The sequence below is a fragment of the Arthrobacter sp. TWP1-1 genome, assembly GCF_049897845.1.
GTDB lineage: Bacteria > Actinomycetota > Actinomycetes > Actinomycetales > Micrococcaceae > Specibacter.
On sequence record NZ_JAFCXC010000007.1, the window covers coordinates 20,334 to 45,308 of the forward strand.

The following is a 24,975-nucleotide window of genomic DNA, read 5'->3' on the forward strand; positions in this document are numbered from 1 at the left end:
CTTAGAGAAAGTGCCATGAATAAAAAATCACTTGCAGGACCCAGCCGACGTAACATCCTGGCTTGGTCCGTCGCCGCTGCTGCGCTGGCTGTAACAGGCTGCTCCAGCTCGTCAACTAGCTCGGCTAGCTCGGCCGCGGGTAAGAGCGATACCTCCATCACCGGATCTGTCACTCTCTTCGACGCCAGCGTCCCACACGCGGTGAGCATTGTCTGGAACGAGGACGACTACACGGAAATGATCGCGAACTACTCGAACGAATCCGACAAGTCGTGGATCACCGCAGACATCACGATCGACGGCACATTGATCAAAAACGTAGGCGTCCGCTTGAAAGGAAACTCGACACTCATGTCACTGGGTGGCAAAACATTCGGTGGCGGCGGAATGGCCCCCGGCGGAACAACCGATGGCACCATGCCCACCGATATGCCAACCGACATGGCCGGCATATCGCCTCCGGAAGGTTTCGACGGCACCATGCCAACGGATATGCCGACCGATATGGCGAATATGGGTGGGATGGGCGGAATGGGAGATTCCGCTAACATCTCTTCGGACGATCCGGCTAGCTTGCCGTTGCTGATTCGTTTCGACAAGTACGTTGATGGCATCCAATATGAAGGACTGACCCAGCTGGCACTACGCCCGGGATCACCTGTTATCAACGAGGCCTTGGCGCTTTCACTGACGGCAGCAACGGACCAAATAACCCAGCGGTACGCCTACACCACCTACTCGGTCAACGGCTCGGCAACAAAAACCCGGTTGTTGCTAGAAAATCCTGAGGAGACCTACGCTGAGGGCCTCTTGGACGGAAATGGTGTCCTCTTCAAGGCCGATGCCGATTCCAAATTCTCCTACCAGGGAGATGACTTGGCCACCTACGAGGACCAGTTCAAGCAGTTGAACAAGACCGACGATCAGGACGCCAAACCCATTGTCAGCTTCCTGAAGTGGCTCGATGAGGCTGACGATGCCACCTTTGACGCCGAACTGGCTACATGGGTTGACGTGGATTCCTTCGCAAAATACACGGCTATGCAGAACCTGTTGGCCAACTCCGATGACATGGCCGGCCCCGGCCAGAATTACTACCTCTACTATGACCTCGGCACGAAAAAGTTCACCGTCATCTCGTGGGATCTAAACTCGGCCCTGAGCGGCAACGCCACAGCCAGCCCGGACGAGTCCATGTCCATGGGCGGCGGCAAGGGTGGTGCCGCTGGTGGACTTGGCGGGAACACGCTCAAGACCCGTTTCCTGGCTTCGGAGACTTTCAAGAAGCTCTACAAGTCGGCCTACCAGGCGCTTTACACAACGGTGTTCACCGATGGAAAGGGGACGTCGCTCTTGACGACCATCACGGCGTCGATTCCGGTAAGTGACGATCTAACTCAGGACGCGGTTAAGGAAAAGTCGGCGACCCTTACTACCTTCCTGAACCAGCGCGGCGAGGCCTTGAAGAAGGCCCTTGCTAGCTAAGACGGGTAGCTAAGACGGGCTATCTAGCTGCGGGCCAGGACTGCCGCGGCCGCATCGACCACAGGACGAGCGGCTGCGGCACCACCTGTCAGGCCATTGCCGAGAATCGAAAAAACCAGAAGTCTGCCGTCGCTGTTAATGACGTAACCGGATAGCGATGTCACCTGGTTCAGGGAACCGGTCTTAGCGCGGACCACCCCGGCGCCGTCGAGCAAGGAAGAACTACTAAAGCGCTTGTCCAAGGACCCGGTCAGCCCGGCAATGGGAAGCCCCGGCAGTGCCTGGCCGATGTCCGCGGCGGGATCTGCCAACATCAGGCTCAGCAGCGTCACGAACTTTTCGGGGCTGATCAGATTGCCCGTCGCTAGGCCACAGTTATCTGTTGTCACAACACCATCCAGTGGCAGCCCCAGCTCGGTAACAACTTGGCGGACGGCGGCCACGGCGCCGTCGTTGGTTGCCTCAAGACCCAACTTCACGGCCACCATCCGGCCAAGGACCTCGGCCACATAGTTATCGGACTCGGCCAGCATGTATTGGGTCTGCTCAGCCACCGTGGCAGAACTGACCGACGCCAGCACCGCGCCTGGCTGGGCCTGGCCGGGGGCTGCGGAAGCCTCAGCGGAAGCAGTGGAAGCCGGGGCGGTCCCTCGCGAAATGGCACCAGTAGTGGACACTCCGGCGCCTTCCAGTGCGCTGGCGAAGGCCTCCGCAACGGAAACGGCTGAATCCTGCGGGCGGCCCCCGGTCAAAACCTCGGGAGCAACACGTCCGGCATTCAATGCCATCGGGAAAATCGGTGCAATTTCGCCAGCGTCAACGTCACCGTCGGTCCACTTGGGATTCAGTGCCGCGCCAGTAAACAGTGTGTCATCGATGACGAGCGTTACCGGGCCGCTGACACCGGCGGCTGCGAGCGCCGTCGCCGTCTGCTGGGCCAGGGTGGCCAGACCGGCGTGACCCATAGCCGCGTCAGCATCGCTCTCCCCGGCAGCCAGCATGGCGTCTCCGCCGGCAAGCAGCACAATTTCATTGGGCGTCGCTCCCGAAACGGCTGAGGTGCTGAACCGGGTATCCGTACCCAGCGTCCTTAGCGCGGCAGCGGCCGTCAGCAGCTTCAGGTTTGACGCGGGAGTCTTGGCGGTCTCACCGTCCTGGGAAAATATTGCCTGGCCGGTCACGGCGTCGGCGACATACATGCCGAAAGTACCTGCGGCGTCGTAGGTCAACGCCTTCTTCAGATCCGTGGCAAGAGTTGCGGCGTCGGGCAGGGGCGCCGTAGAAACCAAGGGATCCACCCCGGCAACCTCACCCAAGGCGGCGGGGGTTTTCTGGGCCGCCGGCAGAACGGCAACGGCCGCGGGATCCTGCGGGAGGAAGGCGGGTACAAGCTGCAGGCCGGCGGGAACACTCACGGCGGCCAAGGAGCATATGAGCAACCCGCCCGTCACAACTCTTGACGTGCGTCCCATTGAGCAGGCAGTTCCTTCGCGGAGGGTCCCGGCACACCACATGGGGCGGGAAAATGACAAGAGTGGGCCCGGAAATTCCGGGCGGGTTTTTAGCGCAACGAAAGCGCCTATATCCTCATACTAGACGGAATTTACGTGCACGGCCGCGTCTGGCCGCGCGCACCACCCTCATGAGGAGCATAACGATGAAGCACGACGTCACCATCGAGATCCCCCGCGGATCACGAGTCAAGTACGAAGTTGACCACGAGACCGGCCGCGTCCGCCTGGACCGCGTGCTGTTCACCTCCATGGCGTACCCCACCCACTACGGCTTCTTCGACAACACTCTTGGCGAAGATGGCGATCCTTTGGACGCCCTCGTCATGCTGCAGGACTTTGACCTGCACCCCGGCGTTGTTGTGGATGCCCGCCCCATCGCCGTATTCAACATGACCGACGACGGCGGCGGCGACGCCAAGGTTCTGTGCGTTGTTGACGACAAGCGCTACGACCACATCCAGGAATTGTCCGACGTTGATGAATTCCTGGTCAAGGAGATCGAGCACTTCTTCACCCGTTACAAGGACCTGGAGCCCGGCAAGTGGGTCAAGGCCGAGGGCTGGGCCGACCGCGCAGCTGCCGAAGCTGAGCTCGAAGCCTCCATCAAGCGCTTCGAGGCACTCGAGCACTAATCCCTACTCCTCCCCCAGAACGACGTTGAGCCGTCAGATAATGCCCGAAACATAGATCCATAACGGCATTACCTGACGGCTCATTGCATTTCGGGGAGGGCGTGGGGTAGTTGTGCCCATGGTGGTCTTGGGGGCAGCCCCATAAACTGGGGCCGTTGACTTCCCCACCCTTGTAGTTCCCAGTCGCTGCAGGGCACCCTCCCTTTGAAAGGACCGCCATGGACGGATTTTTAGGCGCAGACATCGCAGATCTGCGCGATTTCGCCAAGACCATGGATAAGGCCTCCCACGCCTTGATTCAGCAGGCCCAGGCCCTCTCCAGCGCGGTGAACCAATCGCACGGCTGGCGGGGACCGGACGCAGAGCGGTTCCGGCAAACCTGGAACTCCTCGCACCGCCCCGCCATCGCGGCGACGTCGCGGTCATTGCAGGAGGCTGCAGACCTGCTGCGCAGGAATGCCCAGGAGCAGGAAACGGCGAGTTCCGTCGGAAGTATGGACGGCAGCGGCCCGGGCAGTGGCGGAAATACTGACGACAAGAGCTTCATTGCAAAAACCCTCGATTTTCTTGGACTTGGCGGCAAGGCGATAGGCATCGCCTTGGGCATCAAGGGCTTCATCAGCAACTTCAGGGAGCACGCCACGTTCCTCGCCGGCAAGCAGTGGAAGCAGTTTGGTCAGGCGTACAACGCCTTCAAAACCTTCCAGGCCGAGGGCGGGCTGCTGGGCAAGCTTGGCGCAACGGGCCAGTTCCTAGGCAAGGCCGGAAAGCTGATCGGCGCCTTTGGGCGGTTTGCCGGACCGCTGCTTGCTCCGCTGGGCATTTACAGCGGAATCCGAGACATGATTGATCCCGGACATGATGGGTGGCGCGGAGTCGGCGACCGCATCGCTGGCGGACTCGGCGTCATTGGCGCGGCCGGGTCTATTCTGATCGCTGTTGGCGCCGTTGCGAACCCCGTCGGTATCGCGGTGCTGGTGGGCGCAGGAGTCATTGCCGGAGGCTGGGCGCTGGGTAACATGATTGCCGACAGCGAGTGGGGCAAGGCCGCCGGAAAGTGGATCGGTGACAAAGCCACTGAAGGTTGGAACCACACAACCGCCGCGGTTGGTAACGTAGTTGATGGAGCAAAGAATGCCGTCAGCGGCGCCGTTGACGGCGCCAAGGACTTCCTGTCCAATCCCGTCAAGAGCCTTGGAGGGCTTTTCGCATGACAGAACAGCCTGAGATCACCTGGACCGAGCGCGACTACAACTGTGCCCAAGCCTTGCTGGCACGCATCGACGATCCGGAGTTCCAGCTTCCCACGCTTACCGATGAGGCCATCGTTGCCCTAGACGGCATCAACCGTGAACAGATGACTGCCCTACCCTGGCTGGATGAGCATCAAGATCAGCGGGAATTGGCCTGCAATGTGGCCCTGCGTGGCCTACTCACCAGCGGCGCTGCTTTTCCGCTGATCCTTGGTGAGGATCTGCAGCCCAGCGGCCTCGCCGCCAACGACGAGATCACCGGCGTCATGGCGTTGCGGCGCACCGGAGAACGGATCATCACGGCAGAGCTGAAAAAAGAGACCGGAACCGTGTGGCTTTACGGCTACGTCCATGGCGACGTGGTCCTGGAGGAACTGTTGGACAACGCAGGCTCCCACACGTTCATGCTGGCCACCCGCGCCGATTTCCCCACGCACATCATGGAGCTGGCCAATGCGGCCGGTGTGGAGTCCGCGGACGGGGAAACCTCGTCGTTCACAGTTGAGGAGTTCCAGCAGCAGGCAGGCACCGTCTTGGCAGGAGCCCTAGGCGTCACCTCAATCACGGGCGTGAGCCTGGAGGAAGAGACTTTCGCCAACTACACGCTATACACAACAGCCGGACAGCTGTTGTCGCTGTCGTCACGCCCCGTGGACGGCGCCGTGAAACTTGATCTGACTCCCGTAGCGGCGGCAACGGCCCGCCAGGCCGTCGTCGGCCTTGTGGAAAAGGGACTACAGTGACCGCGCCCGCCCAGCAGCCCCAGGCCGGAATCGGTGCCTGGAGCGGAAACCGTACCGCGCCCTTCCGTAACGGCAGTTGGGGCGTGCGCGCCACGGACCGCAGGATAGTTGCCGCGTGGGCAGTAGACCTACTGGTTGTGCTTGTGCCGGTCATCGCCGTCGCCGCCAGTGCCACAAAGGGCTCTGGAAGTATCGGAGCCGGCATTTTTGTGGGCATCACGGTGTGGCTGCTGTTCCCCTGGTTTTACGGCTTCTGCTGTGCCGGCGGGAATACCCTCGGCACGCTTCTGGCCGGCACCCGGCTGGTGAAACTGCGGGACGGCTCTGCCCCAGGATTCTGGCGCAACGGATGGCTCATGTTCCTGCGCACGGTCCTGTTCCCGCTGATGCCGCTCAATGCCGTGCTGAACTCCATCAACGGCGTCGGTTCGGAGACGGAACGCAAGCACCACGTAAGCATTGATAAAGCCGAAACGAAGGCCTTGCACCAAGGCCGCTCCTAAAGGACCGGGTGGGGCCAGTGTGTTGGGCCCACGCGCCCGAGGACCCCGAAGCGGAGACGCGCCAGCGGCTCAGCTTCGGGAGGGCGTGGGGACTAGACCAGGCTGCGCAAGATGGCGACAGCACCGTCGTCGTACACGGAGGCTGTCACCTCGTTAGCGGCTTCCTTGACCTCAGCCTCAGCCTGCCCCATGGCCACGCCGCGACCGGCCCAGCGGAGCATCTCAATGTCATTCGAGCCATCACCGATGGCCACCGTCAGGGCGCTGTCTACCTCGAGGGAAGTACGCAGCACCTCCAACGCCGAGGCCTTGGTGACACCGGCGGCCGCAATATCCAGCCATGCGCTCCACCCAATCGCGTAGGTGACACCGCTAAGCCCGGCGGCGGCGATGGCATCGGCGAATTGTTGCGTGCTCGCCTCGGCACTGTTGACCACAACGCGTACGGCTTTGGCCTCTAGAAGGTGGTGGAAGTCGACGCCGCGGGCCTCAATACCGAAGCTGTCATCCTGGAAGCGGGACGTTGCTAGGAAGTTGCCTTCTGCATCTTCAAGGGCGAAACGGGCGCCGGGCACACGGTCCCTGAGCGCATTAAGTGCGGGGGCCGGATCGAAGGTCACGCGGTCAATGACCTCATAGCCGTCGACCAGATCGGGGTCTAGGCGGATGGTGACGCCACCATTGGAGCAGACACCGTAACCTGAGCGCAGGCCGATCATCTCCACGATGGGAAGGAGTGCACCTAGTGAGCGGCCCGTCGCGATGATCACGTGGTGGCCTGCGTCAACCACGGCCCTGGCCGCGTCGCGGACCCCGTCGGTCATGTTGCCGTCGTGGTCAACCAGCGTGCCGTCTACATCAAGGGCTACGAGGTACTTCGTATTTGTACTTGTATTTGTATTTGACCGGTCATCGATGCCGGCAATTGCAGTGTTTACTGTCATTGTCATGTCTCTAGTCAAACAGATGGACCCTAAAAAGCCACGTCCGTTGGCTGTTAAAGCCATGAACGCCCGGTTAATACTCACAGCTGTGTGCACAGTGTGGGTATTAACCTAGGCGCTCATCAAAGGCCAGAAACAGCTAGATGCTACAGGACCGGGAACACTTCCAGGCCACCCATGTACTTGCGCAGGGCAACCGGAACATTGACGGAGCCGTCAGCATTCTGGTGGTGCTCAAGGATCGCCACAATCCAGCGGGTCGTAGCGAGCGTGCCGTTAAGCGTGGCAACGGCGCGAGTGCCACCCTTGCCGCCGTCATCCGTGACGAGGCGTTCGCGGATGTTCAAGCGACGAGCCTGGAACGTGGTGCAGTTTGAGGTAGATGTCAGCTCGCGGTAGGCGTCCTGGGTGGGAACCCAGGCTTCGCAGTCGAACTTGCGGGATGCGGACATGCCCAGGTCACCGGCGGCCGTGTCGATCACGCGGTAGGGCAGCTCAACCTTGGCGAGCATTTCCTCTTCCCACGCGAGCAGGCGCTGGTGCTCCTCGGCAGCCTTTTCAACAGTGGTGTAAACAAACATTTCCACCTTGTTGAACTGGTGCACGCGGATGATCCCGCGCGTGTCCTTGCCGTGCGAACCGGCCTCGCGGCGGTAGCAGGAGGACCAGCCGGCGTAACGAACGGGCTCGTCCACCTTGATGATTTCGTTGCCATGGTAACCGGCAAGGGCCACCTCGGAGGTGCCCACCAGGTACAGATCGTCATCGGCCAGACGGTAGATCTCGGCGTCGTGCTCAACGTCGAAGCCGGTGCCGGCCATGGTTTCGGGCAGCACCAGCGTGGGGGTGATCATGGGCGTGAAGCCGGCTTCGATGGCCTGGTCCATGGCCAGCTGCAACAGCGCCATTTCCAGGCGCGCGCCGACTCCCTTGAGGAAGTAGAAGCGTGAACCGGACACCTTGGCGCCTCGTTCCATATCGATGGCGCCAATGAGCTCACCGATTTCCAGGTGGTCTTTCGGCTTAAAATCGGGGAATTCGCGCGGCGTACCAACGGTCTTGACGACAACGAAGTCGTCCTCGCCACCCTCGGGGACCCCGTCGGCGACAAGGTTGGGGACGCTGCGTACCAGCGCGTCGAGCTCGGCGGCGGCGGCATCGGCAGCGGCGGACGCCGTCTTCACGGAGACTGACAGCTCCTTGACCTCGGCCAGGAGTGCCTGCTTCTCTTCACCCTTAGCCTTGGCAACCTTCTTACCAAAGGCATTTTGCTCGGCCCGCAAAGCCTCAAAAGAGGTGATCGCCGACTTCCGGGAGCTGTCCGCGGCGATAATGGCGTCCACCACAGACGGTTGGGCACCACGCGCACGTTGGCTGGCACGGTAAATTTCAGGATTTTCGCAGAGGTCTCGTACATCGATCACGCCCTAAGCCTATCGAATCAATGCAACTTGACGGGATAGGGTTAGGGAATCATGCCAACAGAACTTCTTGTCGCCATCATTGTGGCCATCATCGTGCTCGTTATTGCCATTAGTTGGCTGGGGGTGCGCAAGCTCGCGCAAAAGCACACACGCAGTGCTGTTGCGGATTCCCCACACAAAATTCATCTGGCAAAACAGCAGGTGGCGTTCATCTTCAACCCCACCAAGGGCGGTGTGGATGACGCCAAAACGCTGATCGCCCGGTCCGTTTCCAAGGCCGAATGGCCCGCCCCCCTCTTCCTTGAAACTACCGCCGAGGATCCGGGTTTCGCTATGGCCCAGGCCGCGCTGGACGCCAAGGCCGACGTCGTTATTGTGGGCGGCGGCGACGGAACAGTACGCGCCGTGGCTCAGACCCTGCGGCACACCGAGGTTCCTCTGGGCATCGTTCCGTTGGGCACCGGAAACCTGCTGGCTCGCAACCTGAGTCTCGACGTTGCCGACGTTGCCGGCAGCGTCCAGATTGCGTTATTTGGGCACCAGCGCCATATCGACTCGGGACTGATGGAACTTGAGAACAGCGTCACCGGCGCCGTTTCCAAGCATTCCTTCATGGTCATCGCGGGCCTTGGCATGGACGCGGAGGTCATGAGCGACACGAATTCCAAGCTCAAGGAACACGTTGGCTGGTTGGCTTACAGCGAGGCCGGGCTACGGCACATGGCGGGTCCCCGCAAAAAGGTCAGCATTGAATTGGACGACGAGCCGGCGCAGCAGCGCAAGGTCCGTTCGGTCATGTTCGCCAATTGTGGCCTACTGCCAGGTGGCATTGATTTTGTCCCCGACGCCTTGATTGACGACGGCGTTTTGGATGTTGTGGTGGTGAGCCCACGCAGCGCACTGGGCTGGATCGCGATGGCCGGCAAGGTGGTCTTTAGGCACAAAAACAACCTGCCGGTGATTGATTTCTACCGCTCCAAAAACCTGACGATCCGCACCATCATGCCTGTGGAAACCCAGATCGACGGCGATCCGTCCGGCCCGGCAACGTGTGTCAAGGTCAGCGTTGAGCCCAAGTCGGTACTGGTGCGCGTTGCCGCACCCAACAACCCGGCATAAAAAGAGTTAGTCCGTTTCGGGGCGTTGCGATTGCTCCCGGATGAGACGTGCCTCTTCGTTAAAGCGCAACTCGTTGGCGTCGTCGCCCTCGTCACCAACCGAGGTGTCCCGCCCTTGATTTGCCCCAGGATTGACGATCGTGCCGTCCTGGCCACTGTCCTTATCTGCACGCACCGGCTGTACCTGCGAAGTCATGATTCGCTCGCCTCTTTCCTACTAAGGCCAACTTTTCCGGCCTGGGACCTGATTTCCTGAAGATAGGCCAATCATAGGTTCGCGAGTGCTGGAGCGAAAGGGTCACGCCACAGCGTATTCTTAATCTAGTTATTAAAAGCTTTACTTGTGGACCAGGAGTCACCACGTGAGTCACCCCTTGTCGGACAAGCCGGAAATCCCACCGTCAGTCCCGCCGTCCCAGCAACCAGCCATCAATGAGCCGGTTCCTAACGAGCTGCCAGCCGATCCCTTGAGTTTCAAACTTCCCGGCGGCATCCTCTTGACCATCTTGGGCATTCTGGAATCCTTGGGAGCCTTCGCCCAGGTCCTCACGAATATCTTATTTGCGCCTTGGTATTTGCTTCTGCTGTCCATGCTGGGACTGGCAATCGCCGTTGCTGTCACCGGCTCTGGCGTCCTGATGCTCTTGCGGCGCAGAATGGCCGAACGGCTGACCCCCTTGGTTGGCATCGCCAGCACGGGAGCCTTGTTAGTGCTCAAAGTTCTCACCCAGGTGGTCCTCAGTGGCGGATTCTTCGGACTACTAGTCCCCGTGGGCCTCTCGATCGCCATCTTCGTCATCGTGGGGCGCGGCATGTTCAAAACGCGGCGGCAACTGCCCCGTTAGACCCACTCGCTACAGCAGCGACTCGACCCACGCGGCTGCTTCGCCGAACGCCGCATCCGAGTTGTAAGAGCGAATCAATGGCGGCTGCTTATCGGCCCGAGGGTATGAACCCAGGAAGCGCATCTCCGGGCTAACTCGGTGCAATCCCCGCAGCGCGTCCGCCACGCGTGCGTCACGCACATGACCATCAACGTCAACGCTGAAAATGTAGTGGCCAAGGAACTGGCCCGTAGGGCGCGACTCAATCCTGCTGAGGTTCACTCCACGGCTGGCAAACTGTTCAAGGATGGCCATCAGGGCCCCTGGGTGGTCCTCCGGAAGCGGAATCGCCAGTGTTGTCTTGTCCGCACCCGTTGGCTCGGGCAGGGAACCTGGCTGACCCACGAGGACAAAGCGAGTCACGGCACCGATGTTGTCCTCAATGCCTGCGGCAAGGATACTCAGCCCGGTCTGATCGGCGACAAGTGGCGCGCAAACGGCAGCCTGAAACGCGTCGGTGCCAGCCACCAGGGAATGGGCGGCAGCCGCAGTCGAATTCGCCGGAACATGTGTGGCCAACGGCAGGTGCTCACCAAACCAGTCGCGGGTCTGAGCCCAGGCGTGCGGGTGCGTCCCGACGGCCGTTATGTCCGCCAGCGTCACTCCGGCGGGAGCCACCAGCACAAAGCTGACGGGCACCACTACTTCATGCAGGATGCGCAGCTCCATGCCGTTGGAGATGGCATCAAGGGTTGCTGGCACGCCGCCCTCAATGGAGTTCTCGATGGGCAGCATGGCCGCAAACGCCTCACCCTTGCGCACCTTGGCGAGCGCGGAAGCGGCATTGGTCGACGGGATCCGCTCCATGTCCGCAGCGCCCGGAACCTGCAACAGGGCGGACTCGGTAAAGGTCCCCTCCGGCCCAAGGAACGTCAAGGGCAATGCGGAGACATTGGGCACGGAAATCATGGGGCACCTGTTCGTTGCAGCAATAAGCGGAAGAGAATTAGAGGACGCGCGGGGATTCCCCGTTGGAGGAAATCATGGGCTTATCCGCCTCGAACCAGGCTCCCATGCCGCCAATCACGTTAAACGCACTGTAGCCGTTTTGGTTCAGCCATGTGGCGGCGCGGAAGGATCGCCCGCCGGTGCGGCAGATGACGTTCAAATCCATGTCCGGATCAAGTTCTTCCAAACGGGCCGGCAGCTGCTCGAGCGGGATGTGGACGGCGCCATCAACGTGCCCGGCTTCCCATTCGTAGTCTTCACGGACATCCAAAATCACCGCGTCCGCACCGAGTTCGCTGACGCTGACGTTCATGATGTCTGACATGTTTTACTCCTGGCAGGTATAGACGAAATACTGTGGCTAAGCCTAGTCCCCGAGGGGCCCGGCGCGCCCACTCGAGGGGCCTTCCCGCCGTCGTCATTTCTCCTCAAATGTGACGATTCGTGACTATAATGCAAAAATTGAAGCTGTGAGTTCACAAAAGAGTCCCGCCGAATCGGCCCAGACACAGCAAAATCCCCGAGATACTTCCTTCTTCGGACAGCCAAAGATGCTGCTGAACCTCTTCAGCGTAGAGCTGTGGGAACGGTTCTCCTTCTACGGTATGCAGGGCATTCTCGCCTACTACATGTACTACACGGTCACCCAAGGTGGCCTCGGTATTGACGAAGGCACCGCCCTGGGAATCGTCGGCGCCTACGGCGGCGGCGTGTACCTCTCCACGATTCTTGGCGCTTGGGTTGCCGACCGCCTGATGGGCTCCGAAAGGGTCCTGTTCTACAGCGCGATTCTCATCATGGCCGGACACCTGTCCCTGGCCCTGCTTCCCGGCACGGCCGGACTTGCCACCGGCTTGATCCTGATCGGTGTCGGTTCCGGTGGTTTGAAGGCGAACGCCACATCCCTGGTGGGAACCCTGTACTCAAAGGACGACGAGCGCCGCGACGCCGGCTTCTCCATCTTCTACATGGGCATCAACATCGGCGGTCTCATTGGGCCGCTTGTCACCGGTTGGCTGCAGGTTACCTGGGGCTTCCACGTTGGTTTCGCTGCCGCTGCCGTCGGCATGGCCCTTGGCCTGTTGCAGTACGGGCTGACCAGGAAGAATCTGCCGGAAACAGCACACCGCATTGCCAATCCACTGCCCAAGAACCAGTACGCCAAGGTTGGCATACTGGCCGCGGCCGCCGTCGTCGTTATTGTTTTGGCCGTCATCTTCAAGCTCATCACGGCCGAGAACCTTAAGTGGATCATCGTTGCTTTCGTGATCCTGGCCTCCATCGCCTACTTTGCCGTCATTCTCTCCAACAAGTCGGTAACCGGCGTAGACCGTAGCCGCGTGTACTCGTTCATCCCCCTGTTCCTGGCCAGCGCCGTCTTCTGGTCCCTGTTCCAGCAGCAGTTCACGGTCATTGCCCTGTACGCGGACAAGCGCCTTGACCGGAGCATCCTTGGCTGGGAAGTCCCGGCCAGCTGGGTCACCTCCATCAACCCGGTGTTCATCATCGTCCTAGCTGGCGTCTTCGCCGCGCTCTGGACCAAGTGGGGATCGCGCCAGCCGGGCACCCCCGCGAAATTCTCGGTGGCGCTGGTTGTCATGGGCCTTGCCTACCTGGCGTTCATCCCGTTCTCGGGCATGGCCGCGGTGCCCATGCTGGCGATCGTGTTCATCCTGTTGCTGTTCACAATTGCCGAGCTCATGCTCTCCCCTGTTGGCCTTTCGCTGGCCACGAAACTGGCTCCGGCGGCCTTCCAGACGCAGATGGTGGCGCTGTTCTTCCTCTCCGTCTCACTCGGTACGGCCATGTCCGGTGTGCTGGCCCAGTGGTACGACGCCGACAACGAAACCCCGTACTTCCTCGTAGTCGGGCTGGCCTCCATTGCCTTCGGCGTGGTGTTGTTCCTTGGCCGCAAGCCCGTCAAGAAATTGATGGCCGGAATCATGTAGTCCCGCGTTAAAGTACGACGGCGGCATCTTCCCTTTCGCTTGCGCGAAGAGGAAGGTGCCGCCGTCAGTTAAGGGACGCGCGCAACCGGTTTAGTAGTTCGAACCGCTCTCCGACGCCGCAATAACAAAGATCAGAAAAATGTACAGCAGGCCCCAGATCAACAGCGCCAGGTAATTGGTGATCAATCCGGTAATGGCGAATCCTCGCCCCTGCGGATCTTCCTTGCGCAATCCCAGATGACCCAAGACAATGCCCACGATCTGCGGGACCATGAAGAACCCGGCCCCCGCCACGAGGGAGGCCAGACCCAAAATCATGCTGGTCAGGCTCAACCCACGCGGGCCGGTGGTGGTACCGATGTACCCCGGGCCGCCCTGGTAATACGTGGGCGCTCCGTTCTGGAACGGCTGCTGGCTTGGGTACGGCTGTTGCGCACCATAAGTAGGCGCTTGGAACTGCTGGCTGCCACCGCTGTAGGTACTTTGCGGAGCCACATTTGCAGGAGGGACTTGGTATGGCGGCGGGACTGCGGGCGCGTTGTAACCCGGTGGCGTGTAGCTGGGCGCCTGACCCTCATAGGGTTGGGGGTTCTCTGGCTGGTTGGACACGACGGGCTCCTGCTGAACATTGTGCCCCGAAATAGGGGTAAAGCGGTTATCTAAAGTTGCCTCCCATCGTAGTGCAGCCTGTGCCTACTTTCCCGGGGGAACTCAAATAAAAGTGCCCTCGGACGGTAATTCAGGTTCACACAATGGGCAGCACGTGCCAATTGGACCGCGGCTCTGTCATGCTGGAGCCATGGCTAGCCGCGCGGGCACTGTTGCCCTTCCCCAGGACCTTGTTGATCTTTCTATGTTGTTGGATGCTTACTACGATCTTTCGCCCGATCTCAGCGATCCGGCGCAGCGCGTGGCGTTTGGCACCTCCGGACACCGTGGATCGTCGTTGAAGGCTTCCTTCAACGAGGGCCACATCGCCGCCATCACGCAGGCCATCGTTGAGTACCGCGCCGGGCAGGGCATCACGGGCCCGTTGTACATGGGCAAGGACACCCACGCCTTGAGCGAGCCGGCACAAAACACGGCCCTCGAGGTGTTGGCAGGAAACGGCGTCGAGGTTTTGATCGATGCGCGCCACGGGTACACACCTACACCGGCCGTTTCGCACGCGATTCTTACCCACAACAAGGGCCGCACCGACGCGCTTGCCGATGGCATCGTTGTGACTCCTTCGCACAACCCCCCGGGCGATGGCGGATTCAAATACAACCCTCCGCACGGCGGTCCGGCCGACTCCGATGCGACCGGGTGGATTGCCAACCGCGCCAATGAGCTCCTGGAAAATGATCTGCGCGGCGTGAAGCGTGTGCAGCTCAGTGAGGCCAAGGCCGCCTCGACCACGGGCAGTTTCGATTTCCTCTCCAGCTACGTTGACGATCTTCCCTCCGTGCTGGATCTGGATGCGATCCGCGCCGCCGGTGTTCGCATCGGCGCTGACCCCATGGGTGGCGCTTCGGTGGACTACTGGGGCGAAATCGGCGAACGCCACAACCTGGACCTGACAGTTGTGAACCCCACCGTTGACCCGCAGTGGGCGTTTATGACGTTGGACTGGGACGAGAAGATCCGCATGGACTGCTCCTCCCCCTCAGCCATGGCTTCGCTGATCAACAAGCTCAAGGCCGGCGCACCCTTCGACATTGCCACCGGAAACGACGCCGACGCGGACCGCCACGGTATTGTCACCCCGGATGGTGGGCTGATGAACCCCAACCACTACCTGGCCGTAGCGATTCAGTACCTTTACACGCACCGTTCGCAGTGGCCGGCCACCGCCGGTGTGGGCAAGACCCTTGTCTCCTCCTCCATCATTGACCGCGTGGCCGCCGATCTGGGCCGCCAGCTCGTGGAGGTGCCCGTTGGCTTCAAGTGGTTCGTGCCCGGCTTGCTCTCCGGCGAGGGCGTTTTTGGTGGCGAGGAATCCGCTGGCGCCTCCTTCGTGAAGAAGGACGGCTCCGTATGGACCACCGACAAGGACGGAATCCTGTTGGCGCTGCTGGCCTCGGAAATCACGGCCGTCACGGGCAAGTCCCCCTCGGTTCACTACGGTGAGCTGACCGACCGCTTCGGGGCTCCGGCGTACGCACGCATCGATGCGGCCGCTACTCGCGAGCAGAAGGCTGCACTCGGCAAGCTCTCCGCTGCCGACGTCACGGCAACCACCCTGGCCGGCGAAGCCATCACGGCTAAGTTGACGGAGGCTCCCGGCAACGGCGCGGCCATCGGCGGCTTGAAAGTCACCACCGAAAACGCCTGGTTCGCGGCCCGCCCCTCCGGCACCGAGGACGTCTACAAGATCTACGCCGAATCCTTCAAGGGCGCGGAACACCTGGCCCAGGTTCAGGCCGAGGCGAAGGCACTAGTAGACGGCGTCATCTCCTAACACCGGAGCCCGGGCCGACGGCAATGAAGCCGGAGTCGGCATTTTTTGTAGGCGACGTAAAGGAGACGCCAAAGGCCGCCCGCGGCCGACGCGTCGGATAGGCCCCAAGCACTCCCACTGCTCGCAAGCTCGCAGCGGGGCCCTCGTGCTTGTGGGCCCAGCCGGAAAAATGTCGATCCGGTTTCATCGTCCCGCGGCGGTTAGTGGTGCGCGCCGTGTTCGTGTTCGGCGTGGGCTGCGGTTTCCAGCTGGAACGTTGAGTGTTCCACGCTGATTTCGAAGTGCCCGGCCACGCAGTTTTGCAGTGAATCGAGCAGCTGGGGCACATGGCCGTCATGGAAGCATTCGTCGTCAACCACCACGTGCGCGGACAGGATCGGCAGCCCGGTGGCGATCTGGCTGGCGTGCAGGTCGTGGACGCTGATGACGTGGTCAAGTTCGAGGATGTGAACACGGACCTTGTCCAGATCAAGGCCCGAAGGCGTCGATTCCAGCAACACGTGGACGGTCTCCAGCAGCAGCTTCACGGTGCGCGGCAGGATGAGGGCTCCAATGAGCATGGCCACGATGGCATCGGCCTGCATCCATCCGGTCGTTGAGATCACGATCGCGGCAACGATGACGGCCACCGAGCCCAGCGCATCGTTCACCACCTCCAGGAAGGCCGCCCGCATGTTGAAGTTCTTGCTGCGCCCGCCCATGAGGACAAACATGGACACGATGTTGCCGAGCAGGCCGATCGCACCAAAAATGATCATCTCGTTGGAGGCGATCTCGGTGGGGTTGAAGAGCCGTTGGACGCCCTCCACTAAAACGACAAGTCCGACGGCGAGAAGCACCGCGGCCTGCGCTGTGGCAGCGAGGACCTCGGCCCGGGCGAACCCCCAGGTGCGTCGGCTTGTTGCCGGGCGGGTCATGAGGCGTGCAGCCAGAAGTGCCATGGCGAGTCCACCGGCGTCGGTGAGGACGTGGGCCGAATCAAAAAGCAGTGCGAGCGATCCGGTCAGGAACGAACCGATGATCTGGACGACAAAAACGGCCAGCGTGATCCCCAGTGCCACGGCAATGCGGCCCTGGTGGCTTTCGCCCGGGGCTCCGGCGTGGGAATGGGAATGATCGTGACCTGACATACCTCAATAGTACAGCCATGGCTGAATTCAGCAACTAATGTATGATATTGAGAATGAAGACCATTAGCAACGCAGCCGTGCTGGCCCGCTTTGGTTACGCCCTCTCCGACCCCACCCGGGCCGAGATCCTTATGAGCCTGGCCAAGGCACCGCAGTATCCTGCCGATCTGGCGGAACAACTGGGCGTTTCACGACAAAGCATCTCCAATCACCTCTCCTGCCTGCGCGAGTGCGGCTTGGCCGTAGCCATCGCCGAGGGCCGACGGGCCCGGTATGAATTAGCCCATCCGGACCTGGCGCACGCGCTTAACGACCTTCTCGGCGTCGTTCTCTTAGCCAACGAAGGCCACATTCCGCACCCGTGAACCCTGTCCGATATTCTTATCTGCGGGCCGCGTACATGCGCGGCACCAGAATCGGAGAAGCGGATGAGTTTGCTGGGCACACAATGGAGCATTCACGGAGACGGGCGCAGCATCAAGCCGGGTCAGGTTGTCACCCCTAATGAGCGCCTGAGCTGGCCGCGCACCATCGGCATTGGCATGCAGCACGTGGTCGCCATGTTCGGCGCAACGTTCCTGGTCCCCCTCATCACGAACATGCCCCCAGCCACCACCTTGTTCTTCTCCGGTATTGGCACCTTGTTCTTCCTGGTCCTAACCCGTGGCAAGGTGCCCAGCTACCTGGGCTCCAGCTTTGCCTTCATCGCCCCGATCCTGGCCTCCCAACAGCAGTTCGGCGTGGCTGGCGCACTTGGCGGCGTGGTGGTTGCCGGCGTAACACTGGCTGTTCTTGGCCTGCTCGTGCAGAAGTTCGGTTCTTCATGGATCAACCGGCTCATGCCGGCTCCCGTCACGGGCACCATCGTGGCCCTGATCGGCTTGAACCTTGCACCGTCCGCGCGCACCAACTTTGAACTGGCCCCCGTCACAGCGCTGATCACGCTGCTGGTCATCATCCTGGTCAGCGTGCTGTTCCGCGGAATCCTTGGCCGATTGGCCATCCTGGTGGGCGTCATCATTGGCTACGGCGTGGCCGTGCTGCGCGATGAAGTGGACTTCTCCAAGATCGAGGCTGCCGCGTGGGTTGGCCTGCCGCACTTCCAAACCCCCACCTTCCACATCGCCGTTTTGGGCTTGTTCATCCCCGTGGTGTTGGTGCTGGTTGCCGAAAACATTGGCCATGTGAAGTCGGTGGCACTCATGACGGGTGAAAACCTTGACCCGTACGCTGGCCGCGCCATCATCGCCGACGGCGTCGCCACCACCCTTGCCGGCTTCGGCGGCGGTTCCGGCACCACCACCTATGCGGAAAACATTGGTGTCATGGCCGCAACGAAGGTTTATTCAACAGCCGCCTACTGGGTGGCCGGCATTGCCGCACTGCTGCTGAGCTTCTCGCCTAAGTTCGGCGAAGTCATCGCCACGGTCCCCGCTGGTGTGCTGGGCGGCGCGGCAACCCTGCTCTACGGCATGATCGGCGTGCTGGGTGTGCGCATCTGGGTCCAGAACAAGGTCAGTTTCTCCAACAACATCAACCTGACCACGGCCGCCGTTGCGCTCATCATTGGCATCGCCAACTTCACGTGGACCGCTGGGAACCTCACTTTTGAGGGCATTGCGCTGGGCACCGCCGCGGCCCTGATCATTTACCACGGCATGAGCGCGCTGGCGAAGTGGCGCGGTACGGCCACCAATCCGCTGGATCCCGATGACCAGCCCGCCGAGGCAACGCTCGGAAAGTCCTAACTCCTCCGCCGCGAAAGCACGACGACGGGAGGCCGACTTCGCTGCGAAGGCGTCAGGAGGTTACACCGTTAATCCGTTGAGGAACGCCCAACGGGTTCCCGTCGCGCAGGGCGGCTGGCAGTAGGTGGGCTGGCAGCCCCTGGTAGGCCACGGGACGCAGGAAGCGCGTGATCCCGGCCGTGCCGACAGATGTGGACGTGGGGGCGGTAGTGGCCGGGTATGGTCCGCCGTGCTGTTGCGCGTACGTCACGGATACGCCGGTCGGCCATTGGTTCCACAGCACGCGTCCGGCTTTTCCGGCCAGCACGCGCACCAGCTCGGGGGCGATCGCGTCGCTGTCTTCGCCCTGGATGGTGGCCGTGAGCTGGCCGTCCAGCACGCCGGCCACGGCCAGCAGCTCGGACTCTTCCTGATAGGTGGCCACCAGTGCCGACGGGCCAAAGCATTCGACGATCAGCCCAGCCGGGTCCTCGAGCAGGGCCTGCGCCGTAGTGACATTCAGGGCCGGGGCCGGCGGGAACGCCAGGGTGTCCACGGTCCCACCCAAGGGGGCAACGGCGTCGTGCATCAACAAAGCCTGTAGGGCCTCCGTGTAACCGGACTGGATCCTTTCGTTGAGCAGTTTGGCCGGCGCCGGGCGGCTGGCTGCAGCCAGCTCCGCCACCATGGTGGACCCCGTCGGAACGAGCAGAATGCCGGGCTTGGTGCAAAACTGCCCGGCACCCATGGTGTAGGACTGCACAAACGCTGACACAATTTCCGGCCCGCGCGCGGTGGCGGCGGCCTCGGTGACGAAGACGGGGTTGACGCTGCCCAGCTCGCCGTAGAACGGGATGGGTTCGGGACGTGAATTAGCCAGGTCAAACAACGCCCGCCCGCCCGGGATGGAGCCGGTGAACGCGCCGGCCTTGATCCGGGGGTCCAAGAGCGCGTCGCGGCCAGCCTGCGTGCCGTACACAAGTTGCAGGATGCCCGACGGCGCACCGGCGCCTTCCAGCGCCTCCGCGGCCACGCGTCCCACCGCGGCAGACAAACGGGGATGACCCGAGTGGACCTTCAGCACCACCGAACAAGCTGCGGCCAGGGCGGAACAAGTGTCTCCCCCGGCCACACTGAACGCGAAGGGGAAGTTGCTGGCGGCAAACACCACCACCGGCCCCAGCGGCTCGAGCACGCGGCGGATGTCCGGGCGGGCGCCCATGGGCCAGGCCTCGTCGGCATGGTCGATGCGGACGTCCTGATAGCCGCCGTCGTGCAGGAGTTCGGCAAAGAGGCGCAGTTGGAAGGTGGTGCGTTTCAGCTCACCTGACAGCCGGGCAGGCGGCAGATTGGTTTCCGCTTCAGCGATGGGGATGAGCTCCTGCGCGGCGGCATCCAGGGCGTCGGCCACAGCGACCAAGGCGGCCGCCCGGTCTGCCGCGGGACGTTGTCCCCACTGCTGCGCTGCGGTGGCTGCCGCGGCCAGAATGGCCTCCAACTCGGCCGCGGTGGTGGCTGTTTCACTCATTGTTCGCACCCTTTTCTTCATGAACTTGTCCGTTCTTCATCAGCCTCGGTGGCCAGTGCAGCGAGGCGGCCCAGTGACACTGGTGCGGCCAGCGTCCTTTTGGACATGGCCCGCAGGTCGTCGGCCGAGGTGGCCCGGCCTGCAAAATCTGCGGCAATGCCTGCAGTGGCAAACCCGCACACACGCCCCTGGCACCAGCCCATGCCGGGCCGGGCAAAGGACTTTAGGCTCCGCGCATCCTGCGCCCCCAGTTCCTCGTGGGCGCTGCACAGCTCCCCGTAGCTGACTTCCTCGCAACGGCACACCACCGTTTCCGGTGTCAGCCAGCCGGTCCAGCGGGCGGGAACCGGGTTGGCCCGGTGCATGGCCACGGCAAAGGCACGCAACCGTGCACGCTCCCTTTGCAGGCGGGAGATCCGCGGGCCCACGCCCAGCCCGGCGGCCCGGGCTGCGCTGACGCTCAACGCCGCAAGTTCGCCTTCAACAACGGCCATGGATGCACCGCCAATGCCTGTGGCCTCACCAGCAACGCTCACACCCGGCACGGTACTGTTCAGCCCCTCATCCACCACGGCAACGAGCGATCCGTCAACATCCACTGTGGTGTCGGCACCCACGGCCATGACCAGTTCCAGCGAGGGCGTAAAGCCCCAGCCCAGTGCCACAAAGTCGCACGGAACGCGCCGACCGCTGCCGGCCACCACGGCACCGTCTGCGGTCAGCCGGGACATGGTGACAGCCTCAACCTTGTCCGTGCCATGGATTTCCGTCACGGCGGTGCGGATGCGATACGGGATGCGATGCCGCGCCAGGGCCGCCGCGTATTCCACGCCTTCCACGGCCTTCTCCGGCGCCCGGACCGCGCCGACCATATTCCGCAGCCAGCCAGTAGGTGAATTGGCCTCGCAAACCGCCGCAACCTTGACGCCCGCAGCTGCCAGGGCCGTCGCGACCGGCAGCAGGAAGGGGCCGGTTCCGCCCACGACGCCGGTTCCCCCCGGCATTGTCATGTTGCCTTTCAGCAGGGCCTGGACGCCGCCGGCTGCCATGACGCCTGGCAGGTCCCAGCCAGGCACCGGCAGTTGGCGGTCATATCCGCCGGGGCACAGGATGAGGTGGGATGCCCGCACGGAATCCGGGTCTGCGCCGACCTCCGGGACGCCCACAGTTTCTGCACCGCCATGCGCTGACGGAACGTCAACGGTGGGGCTCAACTGCAGCACTCGCGATCCATCGGCAGCGGCTGACTCCACCAGCCACAGCTGCGTTCCCCTTAGGTAGCGCAGGCGGCCCTCCGCCTCATGACTGTAGAGGCGAGAACGCAGGTCCACGAAGCGTTTCCAGTCATGGTGGCCGGAACCTTCGCCGGACTCGCTTCCTGCCACGGCGCTCCCGTGTCCGGCCTCGTTGCGGTGGCGCCAGAACTGTCCACCCGGCTGCTGCCCGGCATCCACCAGAACCACGCCCAGCCCGGCGTCGGCCGCATGAACTGCGGCGGCGAGTCCCGCGGGCCCGGCACCCACGACCGCGACATCAAAGACCTCTTCAAAACTCATGAGTGTCCCCTGTTTCCAGCACCATGCCTTCACGCACGGGCGTGAGGCAGGCACGTTGGTTGGGGACGCCGTCGGCCATGATGAGGCAGTCGAAGCAGACGCCGATGCCACAGAACAAGCCTCGCGGGCGGCCGTTTTTGGCCGTGGTGCGCCAGCTTGCCACGCCGGCCGCAGTCAAGGCGGCCCCCACGGTCTGGCCGGGGCGGGCGGGGAGCGGCACTCCGTCAAATGTCAGTTCGATCTCAGGCAAGGGCCCTCTCCTGTGCGGCTGGGACATCAAAACGTTCAGGCGCAAAGGGCGCCAGGTCCATGGCGGGAGCAACGCCAGCTAGCTCCGCCGCGATCAACGCGCCCGTGCCAACGCTCAGTCCGATCCCCGCCCCTTCATGCCCGCAGGCATGCCACAGCCCGGGAGCCCGGGGATCGGCACCAATGACTGGCAGATGGTCCGGGCAGTAGGGTCGGAACCCGAAATAGCTGCGCAGGGCCTTGGCGCCGGACAGGAACGGGAACAGGGCGATCGCCTTGGCCGCCATGGCAGCGATGACCTGTTTGTCGAAGGACTTGTCAAAGCCCACGCGTTCACGGCTGGAGCCAATCAGGATGGTACCGCCACCCGTCCCCTCCACCACCGGGGAGGTTTGGAGGCCGGCGTCGGAACTGGCCACATTGTCAACATACTCGGCCGCGTACACCTTGTGTCTGACCATGACGGGAAGCGGTTCGGTCACGAGTACATAGCCTTTTCGTGGCAGCACCAGCACGTCCACGTCAGCCAGGGCCGCAATGGCGCCTCCCCAGGTTCCTGCGGCATTGACGACGGCGGATGCGCTCACGTTCCCCATGTTGGTCACCACCCCCGTGACCGCATCGCCCTTCCGAAGGAATCCTGTGACGGTGGTGTTCGTGTGGACGCTGGCACCCTGTCCCCGCGCCAGCCTCAACAGGTGGGCCGCCGCCAACATGGGCTGGACCTGGGCATCCTGTGGATAATATGCCCCGCCAGACATGTTTGGGTTCAACTGCGGTTCAAAGTCCAGCAGTTCCGGCCCGGGGACTAACTCAACGGCGATGCCGGCCGCACGCTGCCGCTCCGCTAGGCGGGCAAGGTTTCCCTGGGTGCCGGGCAGGGCGGACACCACCAGACCGCCCTTGGACTGAAACTCCCACAAGTGCCCAAATTCGGCGAGCTCGCCGCGCCACAACTTCTGCGAGTATTGGGCTAGGGCGAGTTCGGGGCCAGCCTCCTTGTCGGAGACGAGAATATTTCCTTCGCAGGCGCTGGAGGTTCCCGACGCAATAGCGCCCCGCTCCACAACCGCCACGGACAGGCCGGCGCGCGCAGCAAAATACGCGCAGGCGGCGCCCACGGCACCTCCGCCAATGACAACAACGTCAACGAATCGGGGAAGACTCATAGCGGTAGTATGTCACACACCACAGTTGCGTAGCAGATGTTCTGACAAGAAATCCGACGGGTTTGCGGCCGGGCCCGCTGCGGGCTGCGGCTAGTGCTTGGCCCAGTCGGTGCGGACATGGCCAATGTGCATGGTCATCAGCTCCTGCGCCTCCGCAGCCTTGCCGGCGGCGATCAGGTCCACGAGCTCCACGTGTTCCAGCGCCGAGTCACGCAACTTGCCCGCAGCGGCCAAGGGCGCCAGCCCCAGCAGCCGCGTATGGGACCGCAGCTCCGAAATCAGGGAGATCAGGCGCTTGTTGCCGCTGTACTCAAGGATCGCAATGTGGAACGCCCTGTCTGCTTCCGTGTACTGGATCAGGTCACCGGAGACGGCAAAGTCCACGATGGCGTTCGCCATCCCGCGCAGGCGGGCCAGTCCGGCGTCGTCAATCAGGGGCGTGACCTGATAGACGGTGGGAGGTTCGATGAGCAGACGCAGGGCCGTGATTTCATCCAAGTCCTCGTCGGAGACTTCGGTGACGCGGAAACCCTTGTTCGGCAGCGAGGTCACCAGCCCCTCCTTGGCCAGGTCAAGCATAGCTTCGCGGACGGGGGTGGGCGAGACGCCGAAGCGCTTGCCGAGGGCCGGGGCGGAATACACCTCGCCCGGCTTCATCTCACCGGAAACGACGGCGGCCCGCAGTGCCAAGGTCACCGTTTCGCGCAGGCTGACGTTCTTTTTGACCACCGTCAAGTGCGATGCAGTTTGCATGCTCACGCCACTCCATTTCCTAGAAAGGGCAACTCTGCGGGAGAATTCCCCACTGTAATATGACATTTTAGTGCACGGGCATCCCGGATTCACTCAATGCTTCAAATGCGCGCCCGGCCACAACAATGTCCTCCCACGCCATGCCAACACCCGTGTAGAGCAACGGCCTGCCGGCGGCAGGGGCAAATCGTCCGGACACCAGATCCGACAGCGTGGCTAGGCCGCGTTGCTCCCATTCCACCGCGGAGCGGGCGGGAATCAGATCCCCCGCCTCGCGCAGCGCCGAGGCCCTGCCCTCAACCACCACGTCGGCGCGGCGGGCCAGCACGGGATCTATTTCCCGCGATCCCAGGCCATGTGAACCGATAGCGGCCACCACGGCGGAGTCACTGGGCAGGTTCCCGTCAAAGACCGGCACCTGCGAGGATGTGGCGCAGATGATGGTGTCGGCCCCGGCAATATCATCCACGGACCCGGCACGGGCCACCATGCCCTGCCCGGCATACTTGTCCGCCAGCGCCTGCGCAGCCTCGGGACGGCGCCCCACGATCACCAGAGACTCAATGCCACACACAGCCGCCAACGCTTCGATGTGCCGGTCGGCCTGCAGCGAAGTTCCAATCACCACAACGGCTCCGGCCGAGTTCGCCCCGCGCAGCGCCAGTAGCCCCTTGATGGCCATGACGGTGACGGCGGGTGTGCGGATGAGCGTCAGCTCGGCTCCATCCATGGCGGCCAGCGGCGCCAGAGTTGCCTTGTCCAGCAGCAGGTAGGTGCCTTGGATTTTCGGGTGGCCCTTGGCCGGATTTCCGGGCGCCACGGTGGCCACCTTGATCCCGGCATACCTAGCCGACTGCGCCGGCATGAGCAAAAATTCCCCTGCATCCAGCGGCGCAAACAGGCGAGGCGAATCGAGCTCCGGATCCAGTCCGCCGCGCAGCGCCTCCTCGAGGGCGGCCACGGCAATCGCGGGCCTGAGTAGTTCCTGCAGCTGTGCTGCGTCAATGTAGGGCAGTGTCATGG

The 24,975-nt window shown here is 62.6% G+C and carries 25 protein-coding genes; 11 read left to right on the forward strand and 14 right to left on the reverse strand.

Features of this window, described 5'->3' with window-relative positions; genetic code table 11:
• The first annotated feature begins 15 nt into the window (after positions 1-15).
• Positions 16-1,485, forward strand: a complete 1,470-nt coding sequence (locus ACP7B9_RS12780) for a CotH kinase family protein (RefSeq protein ID WP_425863924.1) — start codon at positions 16-18, stop codon at positions 1,483-1,485.
• A gap of 23 nt (positions 1,486-1,508) precedes the next feature.
• Here the strand turns inward: ACP7B9_RS12780 and ACP7B9_RS12785 are convergent, their stop codons facing one another.
• Positions 1,509-2,957: a D-alanyl-D-alanine carboxypeptidase/D-alanyl-D-alanine-endopeptidase gene (locus tag ACP7B9_RS12785; RefSeq protein WP_425863926.1), complete on the reverse strand. Its 1,449-nt coding sequence runs from the start codon at positions 2,955-2,957 to the stop codon at positions 1,509-1,511.
• A gap of 185 nt (positions 2,958-3,142) precedes the next feature.
• Here ACP7B9_RS12785 and ACP7B9_RS12790 point away from each other — a divergent pair, with 185 nt between their 5' ends.
• The 4 genes from ACP7B9_RS12790 (at position 3,143) to ACP7B9_RS12805 (ending at position 6,130) form a co-directional block, all read left to right on the forward strand.
• Positions 3,143-3,631, forward strand: a complete 489-nt coding sequence (locus tag ACP7B9_RS12790) for an inorganic diphosphatase (protein ID WP_425863928.1) — start codon at positions 3,143-3,145, stop codon at positions 3,629-3,631.
• Between the two features lie 218 nt (positions 3,632-3,849).
• Entirely contained in the window at positions 3,850-4,845 is a 996-nt protein-coding gene (locus tag ACP7B9_RS12795) for a WXG100 family type VII secretion target (protein WP_425863930.1), read from the forward strand.
• Positions 4,842-5,627, forward strand: coding sequence for a hypothetical protein (locus ACP7B9_RS12800; protein ID WP_425863931.1), 786 nt, complete (start codon positions 4,842-4,844; stop codon positions 5,625-5,627). The genes ACP7B9_RS12795 and ACP7B9_RS12800 overlap by 4 nt, the downstream gene beginning before the upstream one ends.
• Positions 5,624-6,130, forward strand: a complete 507-nt coding sequence (locus ACP7B9_RS12805) for an RDD family protein (RefSeq protein ID WP_425863933.1) — start codon at positions 5,624-5,626, stop codon at positions 6,128-6,130. Before ACP7B9_RS12800 ends, ACP7B9_RS12805 begins: the two co-directional genes overlap by 4 nt.
• Before the next feature lie 92 nt (positions 6,131-6,222).
• On the opposite strand, the gene ACP7B9_RS12810 is transcribed toward ACP7B9_RS12805, so the two are convergent.
• Together ACP7B9_RS12810 and serS are read right to left on the reverse strand one after the other, a co-directional pair.
• A complete protein-coding gene (locus ACP7B9_RS12810; protein ID WP_425863935.1) occupies positions 6,223-7,080 on the reverse strand; it encodes an HAD family hydrolase in 858 nt (285 codons plus the stop codon).
• Positions 7,081-7,220: 140 nt separating this feature from the next.
• Entirely contained in the window at positions 7,221-8,498 is a 1,278-nt protein-coding gene (gene serS / locus ACP7B9_RS12815) for a serine--tRNA ligase (protein ID WP_425863938.1), read from the reverse strand.
• A gap of 51 nt (positions 8,499-8,549) precedes the next feature.
• Here serS and ACP7B9_RS12820 point away from each other — a divergent pair, with 51 nt between their 5' ends.
• Positions 8,550-9,617 carry a diacylglycerol/lipid kinase family protein gene (locus ACP7B9_RS12820; RefSeq protein WP_425863940.1) on the forward strand — a complete coding sequence of 356 codons (1,068 nt, stop codon included), beginning with the start codon at positions 8,550-8,552 and terminating at the stop codon, positions 9,615-9,617.
• A gap of 6 nt (positions 9,618-9,623) precedes the next feature.
• Here ACP7B9_RS12820 and ACP7B9_RS12825 read toward each other — a convergent pair whose 3' ends face one another.
• The gene (locus ACP7B9_RS12825) at positions 9,624-9,812 is read right to left on the reverse strand and encodes a hypothetical protein (RefSeq protein ID WP_425863942.1); all 189 of its coding nucleotides are present in this window, start codon (positions 9,810-9,812) and stop codon (positions 9,624-9,626) included.
• 166 nt (positions 9,813-9,978) lie between these two features.
• Here ACP7B9_RS12825 and ACP7B9_RS12830 point away from each other — a divergent pair, with 166 nt between their 5' ends.
• Complete coding sequence (locus ACP7B9_RS12830) at positions 9,979-10,461, forward strand: hypothetical protein (protein ID WP_425863944.1); 483 nt, start codon at positions 9,979-9,981, stop codon at positions 10,459-10,461.
• Between the two features lie 9 nt (positions 10,462-10,470).
• Here the strand turns inward: ACP7B9_RS12830 and pheA are convergent, their stop codons facing one another.
• Complete coding sequence (gene pheA / locus ACP7B9_RS12835; protein WP_425863946.1) at positions 10,471-11,409, reverse strand: prephenate dehydratase; 939 nt, start codon at positions 11,407-11,409, stop codon at positions 10,471-10,473.
• A 37-nt stretch (positions 11,410-11,446) separates the two neighbouring features.
• Complete coding sequence (locus ACP7B9_RS12840; protein WP_425863948.1) at positions 11,447-11,773, reverse strand: rhodanese-like domain-containing protein; 327 nt, start codon at positions 11,771-11,773, stop codon at positions 11,447-11,449.
• A 145-nt stretch (positions 11,774-11,918) separates the two neighbouring features.
• Here ACP7B9_RS12840 and ACP7B9_RS12845 point away from each other — a divergent pair, with 145 nt between their 5' ends.
• On the forward strand, positions 11,919-13,397 hold the full coding sequence (locus ACP7B9_RS12845) for a peptide MFS transporter (protein ID WP_425863950.1): 1,479 nt from the start codon (positions 11,919-11,921) through the stop codon (positions 13,395-13,397).
• Between the two features lie 90 nt (positions 13,398-13,487).
• Here the strand turns inward: ACP7B9_RS12845 and ACP7B9_RS12850 are convergent, their stop codons facing one another.
• On the reverse strand, positions 13,488-14,006 hold the full coding sequence (locus ACP7B9_RS12850; protein ID WP_425863952.1) for a DUF4190 domain-containing protein: 519 nt from the start codon (positions 14,004-14,006) through the stop codon (positions 13,488-13,490).
• A 190-nt stretch (positions 14,007-14,196) separates the two neighbouring features.
• Between ACP7B9_RS12850 and pgm the strand changes: the two genes are divergently transcribed.
• Positions 14,197-15,840, forward strand: a complete 1,644-nt coding sequence (gene pgm / locus ACP7B9_RS12855) for a phosphoglucomutase (alpha-D-glucose-1,6-bisphosphate-dependent) (protein ID WP_425863954.1) — start codon at positions 14,197-14,199, stop codon at positions 15,838-15,840.
• A 200-nt stretch (positions 15,841-16,040) separates the two neighbouring features.
• Here pgm and ACP7B9_RS12860 read toward each other — a convergent pair whose 3' ends face one another.
• Positions 16,041-16,970 (reverse strand): cation diffusion facilitator family transporter, encoded by a 930-nt coding sequence (locus tag ACP7B9_RS12860; protein WP_425863955.1) that lies wholly within the window; start codon positions 16,968-16,970, stop codon positions 16,041-16,043.
• Positions 16,971-17,023: 53 nt separating this feature from the next.
• Here ACP7B9_RS12860 and ACP7B9_RS12865 point away from each other — a divergent pair, with 53 nt between their 5' ends.
• Both ACP7B9_RS12865 and ACP7B9_RS12870 read left to right on the forward strand, forming a co-directional pair.
• On the forward strand, positions 17,024-17,335 hold the full coding sequence (locus ACP7B9_RS12865) for an ArsR/SmtB family transcription factor (RefSeq protein ID WP_425863957.1): 312 nt from the start codon (positions 17,024-17,026) through the stop codon (positions 17,333-17,335).
• A gap of 63 nt (positions 17,336-17,398) precedes the next feature.
• Positions 17,399-18,718 (forward strand): uracil-xanthine permease family protein, encoded by a 1,320-nt coding sequence (locus ACP7B9_RS12870; protein ID WP_425863959.1) that lies wholly within the window; start codon positions 17,399-17,401, stop codon positions 18,716-18,718.
• Between the two features lie 52 nt (positions 18,719-18,770).
• On the opposite strand, the gene ACP7B9_RS12875 is transcribed toward ACP7B9_RS12870, so the two are convergent.
• The 6 genes from ACP7B9_RS12875 to ACP7B9_RS12900 all read right to left on the reverse strand — a co-directional run bounded on the left by ACP7B9_RS12875 (position 18,771) and on the right by ACP7B9_RS12900 (position 24,973).
• On the reverse strand, positions 18,771-20,225 hold the full coding sequence (locus ACP7B9_RS12875; RefSeq protein ID WP_425863960.1) for an aldehyde dehydrogenase (NADP(+)): 1,455 nt from the start codon (positions 20,223-20,225) through the stop codon (positions 18,771-18,773).
• Between the two features lie 17 nt (positions 20,226-20,242).
• Positions 20,243-21,781 carry an FAD-dependent oxidoreductase gene (locus ACP7B9_RS12880; RefSeq protein ID WP_425863961.1) on the reverse strand — a complete coding sequence of 513 codons (1,539 nt, stop codon included), beginning with the start codon at positions 21,779-21,781 and terminating at the stop codon, positions 20,243-20,245.
• Complete coding sequence (locus ACP7B9_RS12885) at positions 21,771-22,031, reverse strand: (2Fe-2S)-binding protein (RefSeq protein WP_425863963.1); 261 nt, start codon at positions 22,029-22,031, stop codon at positions 21,771-21,773. Before ACP7B9_RS12885 ends, ACP7B9_RS12880 begins: the two co-directional genes overlap by 11 nt.
• On the reverse strand, positions 22,024-23,199 hold the full coding sequence (locus ACP7B9_RS12890) for an NAD(P)/FAD-dependent oxidoreductase (RefSeq protein WP_425863965.1): 1,176 nt from the start codon (positions 23,197-23,199) through the stop codon (positions 22,024-22,026). The genes ACP7B9_RS12885 and ACP7B9_RS12890 overlap by 8 nt, the downstream gene beginning before the upstream one ends.
• Before the next feature lie 90 nt (positions 23,200-23,289).
• A complete protein-coding gene (locus ACP7B9_RS12895) occupies positions 23,290-23,952 on the reverse strand; it encodes a GntR family transcriptional regulator (protein ID WP_425864170.1) in 663 nt (220 codons plus the stop codon).
• A gap of 67 nt (positions 23,953-24,019) precedes the next feature.
• Positions 24,020-24,973 (reverse strand): ornithine cyclodeaminase family protein, encoded by a 954-nt coding sequence (locus ACP7B9_RS12900; RefSeq protein WP_425863966.1) that lies wholly within the window; start codon positions 24,971-24,973, stop codon positions 24,020-24,022.
• Positions 24,974-24,975 lie beyond the last annotated feature (2 nt).